At 62.4% G+C, this 8,291-nt stretch carries 9 protein-coding genes and 2 pseudogenes; 5 read left to right on the top strand and 6 right to left on the bottom strand.

Translation table 11 applies throughout. The features are described from left to right. Nucleotides 1-71: 71 nt before the first annotated feature. Nucleotides 72-719 (bottom strand): IS5 family transposase, encoded by a 648-nt coding sequence (locus HNQ08_RS26700; RefSeq protein WP_342355726.1) that lies wholly within the window; start codon nt 717-719, stop codon nt 72-74. Here HNQ08_RS26700 and HNQ08_RS26705 point away from each other — a divergent pair. The 4 genes from HNQ08_RS26705 (at nt 718) to HNQ08_RS26720 (ending at nt 4,272) form a co-directional block, all read left to right on the top strand. Continuing rightward, nucleotides 718-1,539: a hypothetical protein gene (locus HNQ08_RS26705; RefSeq protein ID WP_184138454.1), complete on the top strand. Its 822-nt coding sequence runs from the start codon at nt 718-720 to the stop codon at nt 1,537-1,539. The genes HNQ08_RS26700 and HNQ08_RS26705 overlap by 2 nt on opposite strands. Nucleotides 1,540-1,588: 49 nt before the next feature. Continuing rightward, nucleotides 1,589-2,617, top strand: a complete 1,029-nt coding sequence (locus HNQ08_RS26710) for an endonuclease/exonuclease/phosphatase family protein (RefSeq protein ID WP_184138456.1) — start codon at nt 1,589-1,591, stop codon at nt 2,615-2,617. Between the two features lie 396 nt (nt 2,618-3,013). Then, nucleotides 3,014-4,003, top strand: a complete 990-nt coding sequence (locus tag HNQ08_RS26715) for a hypothetical protein (protein WP_184138458.1) — start codon at nt 3,014-3,016, stop codon at nt 4,001-4,003. A gap of 95 nt (nt 4,004-4,098) precedes the next feature. Then, nucleotides 4,099-4,272 carry a hypothetical protein gene (locus HNQ08_RS26720; protein ID WP_184138460.1) on the top strand — a complete coding sequence of 58 codons (174 nt, stop codon included), beginning with the start codon at nt 4,099-4,101 and terminating at the stop codon, nt 4,270-4,272. Between the two features lie 3 nt (nt 4,273-4,275). Here HNQ08_RS26720 and HNQ08_RS26725 read toward each other — a convergent pair whose 3' ends face one another. From HNQ08_RS26725 to HNQ08_RS26740, 4 genes and pseudogenes are all read right to left on the bottom strand, one after another. After that, complete coding sequence (locus HNQ08_RS26725; RefSeq protein ID WP_425321380.1) at nt 4,276-4,989, bottom strand: IS6 family transposase; 714 nt, start codon at nt 4,987-4,989, stop codon at nt 4,276-4,278. 118 nt (nt 4,990-5,107) lie between these two features. Then, a complete protein-coding gene (locus HNQ08_RS26730; RefSeq protein WP_184138462.1) occupies nt 5,108-5,428 on the bottom strand; it encodes an XRE family transcriptional regulator in 321 nt (106 codons plus the stop codon). Beyond that, entirely contained in the window at nt 5,425-5,790 is a 366-nt protein-coding gene (locus HNQ08_RS26735) for a type II toxin-antitoxin system RelE/ParE family toxin (RefSeq protein ID WP_184138464.1), read from the bottom strand. Before HNQ08_RS26735 ends, HNQ08_RS26730 begins: the two co-directional genes overlap by 4 nt. Before the next feature lie 120 nt (nt 5,791-5,910). Beyond that, a pseudogene (locus HNQ08_RS26740) lies at nt 5,911-6,623 on the bottom strand (IS6 family transposase). Between the two features lie 45 nt (nt 6,624-6,668). On the opposite strand from HNQ08_RS26740, the pseudogene HNQ08_RS26745 reads away from it, so the two are divergent. Next, nucleotides 6,669-7,387, top strand: a pseudogene (locus tag HNQ08_RS26745) (IS6 family transposase). Between the two features lie 112 nt (nt 7,388-7,499). Here HNQ08_RS26745 and HNQ08_RS26750 read toward each other — a convergent pair. Further along, nucleotides 7,500-7,835 carry a cyclic-di-AMP receptor gene (locus HNQ08_RS26750; protein WP_184138466.1) on the bottom strand — a complete coding sequence of 112 codons (336 nt, stop codon included), beginning with the start codon at nt 7,833-7,835 and terminating at the stop codon, nt 7,500-7,502. Nucleotides 7,836-8,291 lie beyond the last annotated feature (456 nt).

The raw sequence follows: 8,291 nt of genomic DNA on the forward strand, positions 1-8,291 counted from the left end.
ACGGCGTAGCCGATCACGGCGAGAGGGAATCGGTACCCAGGAAGCTTCTGACCACTCAGCACCGCGTCACCCTACCCCAACAACTTGCCACAACCCTCGCCAGTCCGGACGCCGTGCACGGCGTCCAGCGTGGCTTCCAATTGACGAGAGTCGTGGACGTTTGCGCCGGTCAGCGTGATGGCCAGCGGTAGACCGGAGGCATCGATCAGCAGGTGCAGTTTGCTCCCGAGCTTGCCCCGGTCCGTCGGATTGCGCCCCGTCTGTTCGCCCCCACGCGGGGCCGGTAGACTGCAGCCATCCAACGCCGCGCGCGACCAGTCGAGTTGCCCTGCAGCGGCCGCGTGGTTCAGCACCTGCTGGAAGAGACTCGACCACAGACCCTGCGCTTGCCAACGATGAAATGCGCGCTCACACGTGATGCCGCTCCCAAAGCCCAGAGCGGTGGGGAGCTGCCTCCACGGCAGTCCCCACCGCAGGATGTACAGGATGCCTGCCAGGACGCGTCTCGGATGGAGGTGCGGGCGACCGCCTTTGGGTCGTGGTGGCGGTTCAGGGATCATGGGAAAGATCAGCGTCCACAGACCATCGGGAACCCATCGCTCGACCATCCCCCTACCTGACCCAACCCGGTTTTGAGCACAGGCTCTTAAGGGGAAGTTATCAGAGGACCGGAGCGGCGGCGGTGACGGGGTACGGTGGGTGAACAGGAGGTCCACCATGAACCAGAAAAGCCTCGTTCTCGCGGCCCTACTGGTCTGCGCCACCCTTCCCGCTGCTGCCCAGACGACACCCGCTCCACTGTTGAGTGGCACGACAGGCACTCTTTCCTGGGGCCTGTACGCGGGTGGCCTGACCGATTTGCAGACAGGAGACAACCGCCTGCGGCTGAGCGCACCCGAACAGGCCAAAGTCCTCGGGACCCGGTACGACGCCGGCACCCGCACGGCGCTGATCACGTACCGCCCTCCCCCAGCCCTGGACGTTCGAGGAGCCCTGGACTTCGCCGCGGCTCAACTTCAGCGCCAGGGCTTTGAACTCACGTTCCGCGTGTACCTGGAGGGCGCGCGCGCCCGTGCCCTGCTGCGCCGCACCGACCGCCTGGTCGAAGTCCAGATGATTCAGGGGGCCAGCGGCACCATCCAGGCGCTTTATCAGTTCCGGAGCGGGGACCTTCCCCTGCGCCTGCTGGCGGGTGAGGCTCCAGACAATCTGCGGGTCTACGCTGATCCCATCGACCTGAAGACCGTGCAGATCGTTCCGGGACGGATTTTTCTGACCCCGCCTGGCAACGTGTTGATCGACAGCGCCAGTTACCACGACAGGAGAGCCAGTCTGTTGTTCTACGGCAACTACACCCTGAAGGACCTGGAAGACTTCTACCTGCCCTTCTTCAAGTCCCAGGGCTTTGTCGAGACGTCTGACCGGGACAGCGGTGAGCGGTCCCGCACCTACCAGCTGGCCCGCTCGAGCGAGACGTACAGCCTGACCCTGAATGCCTCGGACGCGACGTCGCGGTCCAGGGTCACCCTGGGACCATGAACGGTGAGCGGCCCGGTGACCGGGGCGCCTTGATTGCATGGGACCCACCATGCGACTGAAGGCCCCTACCCCCGATCCGCGCGCCGCTTCCGTCCTCCTGGCTGCGCTGGTGGTGGGATGGGCGATCCTGGCCCGTCAAACCTCCGAACACTGGTGGTGGGTGGCGACCCTGGACCTGATTCCGCCGCAACTGCTGCTGCCGCTCTTTGCGCTGCTGGCGTGGCTGGCGTGGCGCGCGGGCCAACTTCGCTGGGCGGCCTGGAACGTGCTGGCCGCCGCCGCTTTCGTGGTGGTGCAAGTGGGCCTTGTCCTGCCCAGTGAGCGCCCGGTTGTCTCCGCGCCCATCACCCTGCTGAGCCTCAACACGCTGGATGCCTCCGCCGATCCGGGGCGGATCGCCCAGCTGGCCCGCCGGGAGGGAGCCGACGTGGTGGTCCTTCAGGAGGCGCTGTTCAAGGACCGGCCCCAGGAGACCTATGCGGCGCGCGTGCGCGCCGCCTTTCCCGGTTGGTCCACGGCGCATCAGGGAGAACTGCTCACCCTGACGCGCCTGCCCCTATTGGAGAGCCGACCGCTCCGGTTTCCCCAGACCGGTCACGTCCTGTTGGTCACGCGCCTACAGACCAGGACCGGTGAAGTGACGGTGGTCAACGTCCACCTGCCTACCCTGGCGCTGCTCACCGACATCAACCGGCCCGGCGAACCCCGCGCTCTGCCGGGGCGGGTGGCCTGGCGGTTGCACCTCCGTCGGGAATTGCCCGGAGCCGTGAGCCAGGTGCAGGCTACCGCGCCGGGCGCGGTGGTGCTGGTCGGCGATATGAATGCCCCGGCACGCGGCGAGCTCCACCGTCTGTTGCGGGCCACTGGCCTGCGCGACGCTTTTGTGCAGGCGGGCGCGGGCTTCGGATTCACCTATGCCGCCCGTCTGGGCTTCCTGCGGTTGGATTACACCTGGGGAGACGGTGTGGTCTTCACGGCAGCCCGCGCGTTGCCAGAGGTGTTGAGTGACCACCGCCCCCTGCTGGTTCGCTTCGGCCTCCACCCTGGAACCACATCCAGCAGCGTCCGTCAGCCATGAGCACGCGCTTCCTTTCCACTGCGATTTGTGACCGGTCCTTGGTGTGAAGCGGATCAGACTATATAAAGAAAGCATGCAGATTCCGAAATGCAGAAAGATGAGCTGTCGTGGCAGACCCATGTATGCCTCTTCATTTTGAGAACTGACTCATAGATAGAAATCATTCTGAAACAACGAATCACCTGAAGACACATTCATGCTTGTCGCAATCGATGGCCGCTCCATTAAAGAGCTGTAGTCTGGAAATGAAGAGTTTTTGGCCGCATTTCATTTCATTGTTCGTCGACAGCCTGGTGCTAAGGTCAGTTTCGATAGCTAGGAGCCAGCTTCTACTTTCGAGAACCCGAGGCTGGCTTCCTCATCTTTTGAGCAGTGTTATCAAATCAAGGAGTTTCTATGAATAAGACGATAATTCGCAATGCTGGCGCTTTCGCCCTGACCGCTTTCCTCGCTCTCGCACCTGTGGCCATGGCGCAGCAGCAACCTGTCCTCTCTGGCTCTACCAACGGTCTGGCCTGGACCTTGTATGGTCCCGGCGAACTGGGCAGTCTGAGCAACCAGTCCACCACGCTCAAGGTCTCCGCCCATCCTCAGGCCACCGTCGTCGGCACCAAGTACGACAATCAGTCGGCCGTGCTGGCCTTCCGGGTCGACGCGCCCCTGATGACGGTCTACACCTACCACGACAACCAGCTGCGCGCCCAGGGGTTTACCCGGACCTCGCAGAACATGGGCGACAACAACGCTCAGGCCACGTACACCCGCAATGGGTCACAGGTCCGCCTCAATCTGGTGCGCCAGGGCAACAACAGTTACCGCGCCACCTTCGACCTGAGCGGCGTGCAGATGATGGCGCAGGGCAATACAAGCACCACGAACACCAATACGACGTCGGCCACCAACGACAGCACGGGTGCCGCCGCAACGAAGCTCGTCCTGCCGGTCACGGTGGTGGGCGTGACCACCTTCACGCCGGAACAGAACACCGCTGCGGGCCGTAACCCGCTGGTCGGTGCCAAGGACTTTGCGGGCGTGCAGTATCAGGTGTACGGTCCGATCGAACTGAACGACCTGTCGAACAATCCGCAGACCGTCAGGTTCTCCATCCCGCAGGGGTCCGCCCTGACGGCGGCGGACATCAACGAGGACGGCACCCTGATGGCCCGGATCGAGGGCTCGAGCCTGAACCTGCAGCAGGTCATGGCCTTCTATGACCGCCAGTTCAAGGCCCAGGGCTTTACCCTGGTCAACCCCACCGATACTGGCGCGGGTCTGGACTACGCCCTGACCTACATCTACGAGCGCGGCGCACAGAGCCGGGTGTCGTTCAGCGTGGAAAAGGAGTTCGGCACCTACCGCCTGGTCTGGGACTTCCAGCGCTCCTGAGCTCCAGTTCCAGAATCTTCTGAAGTTCTGAAGTGCCAAAGACAGCGGGCAGCCGATTGCGGGCCGCCCGCTGTCTTTGAAAGGAGGTCAAAATCATGAAGATCAACGGAATGGCCACTGTCCTGTTGCTGGGCAGCCTGGCCCTCGGGCTGGCTGCATGCGACACAGAATCTCAGCAGACCACCACCACACAGACCACCCCGGTAGAGAGGTTGTGGCAAGTTGTTGGCGCTCAGGAAGCGGGAAGCCTGGAAAGGCAGGTGGCCTGAAGTTCAGGCCACCTGCTGTAGCACGTCCCGCCACGTCTCGAAAGCAGCCTGTTGGTGGGAACGCCGGCGGCGAGCGGGAACGGTGGAGCGGGCGGGGTGCTGCAGGTTCGTGATCCGGGCGTGCAGGTCGAGAAATCTTTGCGCCCGTCGTCGGGATCGGAAGCCCCGCTGCGCATGTTCCTGCCGCCGGGTGGGTCGGTGAGACTGCTCAATCAAGTTATTACAGCGCGCCGTTGAGACAACCTGGACGTGCTCCACGGTGTGGAGCACGGGAAGTTCCCGCAGGGCAGCGCCGTAACTCCAGAGCTTATCGGTGTGAATAACCTCTGGCACGTCGTATTCGCCCAGCAGTCGCTGGAAGAACGATCTTGCGGCCTCGGTATCCCGGTGCTCTTGCAAGAAGACGTCCAACACGGCGCCGCGCTCATCGACTGCCCGCCACAACCAGTGCTTGACCCCGCCGATGTCCACGTGCATCTCGTCAAGGTGCCACCGGGAACCCCGACGGGGTTCCCGGTGGCGTAGACCTTGGGCGAACAGGTCGCTGAACTTGATGCACCAGCTACGGATAGACTCGCGGGTGACGCAGATCCCCCGTTCTAGCAGAAGTTCTTCAACATCCCGGTAGCTCAGCGTGAAGCGGTGGTACAGCCACACGGCGTGGCCGATCACGGCGAGGGGAAATCGGTAGCCGCGAAGCTTCTGATCGCTCAGCACCGCGTTACCCTACCTCAACAACTTGCCACAACCGTTGCAATTTCACACGACACGGATGCACCCCGGCTGTGCGCGAAGATTGTGGAGACGAACGGATTTGCACGCTGGAGACAGGCGGTCAGCCGATCAGGAAGCGCTCCTCACCCAGCTTGACCGTGACCTCGATGTCGCCGCCCAGCGCCTGCACGAAGGCGCGCAGGGTCGCCAGCTCGGTCTTCTCCAGGTCACCGCGCTCGATACGCGACACCCGCGACTGCGAGATGCCCAGTCGCCTTGAGAGTTCCTCCTGGTTCAGTCCGGTGGCGCTGCGGACTTCGGCCAGCCGGTGGGCGCGGACCTGGGCCAGCATCGTGCTTTTCAGCCCCGCCACGTACTCTTCATTCACGCGTCCGTCAGCCACGGCCCCAGCGCGTACGGCCTTCCAGTTCTGTGCCTTCATGTCTCCTCCTCGTCGTAGTCCCCGGCCAGCCAGCGCTCGTAGCGCTCTTCGGCCATGGGAATGTGCTGGACGTACCACTCCTTCCAGCGTCCGGCCTTGTCGCCAGCGGTGAGCAGGATGACCTGCCGCCGGGGATCGAAGGCGAACAGGATGCGGATCTCGCTTCTTCCTGCCGAACCCGGCCGTAGCTCCTTGAGATGGGTCAGCCTGGAGCCGCGTAGGGTGTCCACCAACGGCCGCCCCAGGGAGGGACCAGCCTCGGCCAACAGATCCACCGCAGCCGTGACCAGGTCAGCGGTGGTGCCGTCTAGACCCTGGTACCACTCCGTCACTTCGGAGAGCAGGATGACGGTCCAGGGCATGGCACAGTATACCTTCAGCGTCATAGAACTCAAGAGGTCTGTCAGGCTGGCAGCCCTGTTTCATCGGTTCTGGCAAGTTAACCAGCGAAGGGGCGAGTAAGGTCAGTGGCCGTCTGAAGTTCAGACGGCCACGTCAACTGCCTGCTGCCATGCCAGGTGTGTACGGTTCTGGTTCGATCTTCGGAGGTGGGCGGAAACGGTGGTGCGGGTATGCTGCTGCAAGTTCGAGACGCGGGCATGTAAGGCTAGAAATTCCTGCGCCCGTTAAGGGTTTTTGAAGCCGATTTGACTCCGTTCCTGTTGTCGGGTGGAGCGATGAGATTGTTCGATGAGGTTATTGCAGCGCGCCGCCTTGGATGACCTGAATGTGCTCCACAGCGTGGAGCACGGGGAGGGCTCGAATGGCTGCTCCGTAGCTCCAAAGCTTGCCGGTGTGGATCACCTCTGGGACGACGTAGTTCGCCAAGAGCCTTTCGAGAAAGGTCTTCGCTGCCCCTGTATCCCGCTGATCTTGCAGGAGAAGATCCAACACCGCGCCGCATTCGTCGATGGCTCGCCACAACCAGAATTTCTTGCCACTGATCTCGATGCACACCTCATCCAGAAACCACCGGGAACCCCGCCCCTGTTCCCGGTGGCGCAACTCTTCGGTCAAGAGCGGGGCGAACTTGATATTCCACTGACGCAGGGTCTCGTGACTGACGTGAATGCCGCGCTGCTGGAGCAATTTCTGAACATCACGTTGGCTCAGAGAAAAGCGGTGATACAGCCAAAGAGCGTATTGAATGATGCTCAGCGGGAGGGCGGTGGCGGTAGGGCTTGCGATCAGTCACGGACCCTCAGCCGGTTGTGGCAAGTTGTTGGGGTAGGGTGACGCCGTGCTGACCGGTCAGAAACTCCCTGGCTACCGTTTTCCTCTCATCGTGATCGGCTACGCCGTGTGGTTGTACCACCGCTTCACGCTCAGCTACCGAGCTGTCGAAGAACTGCTGCTGGAACGCGGCATCGTCGTGACGCGTGAGTCCATTCGAAGCTGGTGCACCAAATTCAGCGACCTCTTGGCCCAGGGTCTCCGCCACCGGGAGGGGACGCCGGGGTTCCCGGTGGTCCTTGGACGTTACGGCACATGGACATCGGCGGGGTCAAACACTGGCTGTGGCGGGCCGTTGACGAACACGGAGCCGTGCTGGACGTTTTCCTTCAGAAACATCGTGATGCAGCCCGCCGCCAAATCGTTCTTCCGCCGTTTGCTGGAGGAGGGGCGACGTGCCAGAGATCATCCACACCGACAAGCTGTGGAGTTATGGTGTGGCCCTTCGGGAAGTTCCCGTGCTCCACCCCGTGGAGCACGTTCAGGTCATCCAAGGCGGCGCGCTGCAATAATTTGATCGAGCAATCCCACCGCCCCACACGACGCCGTGTTCGTCAGCAGCGAGGGTTCAGGTCACGACCCCGGGCACAGGGTTTTCTGAACCTGCACGCCCGGATCACGAATCTTCATCACCCTGCTCGCTCCACCGTTCCCGCTCCCGACCGTCGGCATCATCAACAAGCCGCGTTCAAGACCTGGCGAGAAACTGTGTGGCAGGCGGCCTGAACTTCAGGCCGCCTGCCTTTTGGGATCTCCGCCCCACCTCAGGCTTCAACAACTTGCCATAACCCCCGTCGCCTGATCCTGAATTTTGCGGTAGACCTTGCGTCGCTTCATTTCAGAGTTTGAGGAACTCCTGGACGCCGAGGACGAACAGGACAGCGCCCCCCACGACAACTTCAATCGGATTGGAATCGACGGTCATCCCTTCGTACTGCTCAGGGAGGGCCATGCTGGACGAAACCAGGCGGGTTCGGGTGTGGCAAGTCTGCTTGACAACGGTTTTCAGGTCGTCAAGTCGGTCAGGGCTCAGACCAATGATCAGGGTGGTGTTGCCTTCGCGGAGAAAGCCGCCACTGCTGGCCAGTTTGGTCGCGTCAAAGGCGTGCTCTCGCAACGCCCGCATCAACGCGGAAGAGTCTGCATCCTGAACAATGGCGAGGACGAGTTGCATGTCCAATCTTATCAGCCCCGTTTTACGGCTGTCTTTGCAGGATGGGTCAGTTCCTATGCGGCCACGTTCAGGTGGCGGTGGTGACGGTACTGGGCCAGCTTCAGGGCCACAGAAAATGATCAGGGGTCACGATACGGATGGGCCCAGGCTGTACGCGAGGCGTACGAAAACGAACGTGGTGCAAGCCTGGAGATCCGGTTTTAGGGGGGGCGCACTGGGGCGACGTTGGCTGTCGACTCAAGAGAACTGGCGCCACAGACCCCCGACCATCCTCAGTCTCACAACAGGCCCTGCCGCAACGCCTTGACCGCCGCCTGGGTGCGGTCCGCCGCCTGCAACTTAACCAGCACTTCCTGCACATGGTTGTGGCAAGTTGTTGGGGTAGGGTGACGCGGTGCTGAGTGGTCAGAAGCTTCCTGGGTACCGATTCCCTCTCGCCGTGATCGGCTACGCCGT

Source organism: Deinococcus humi (assembly GCF_014201875.1).
In the GTDB taxonomy this organism is placed as follows: domain Bacteria; phylum Deinococcota; class Deinococci; order Deinococcales; family Deinococcaceae; genus Deinococcus; species Deinococcus humi.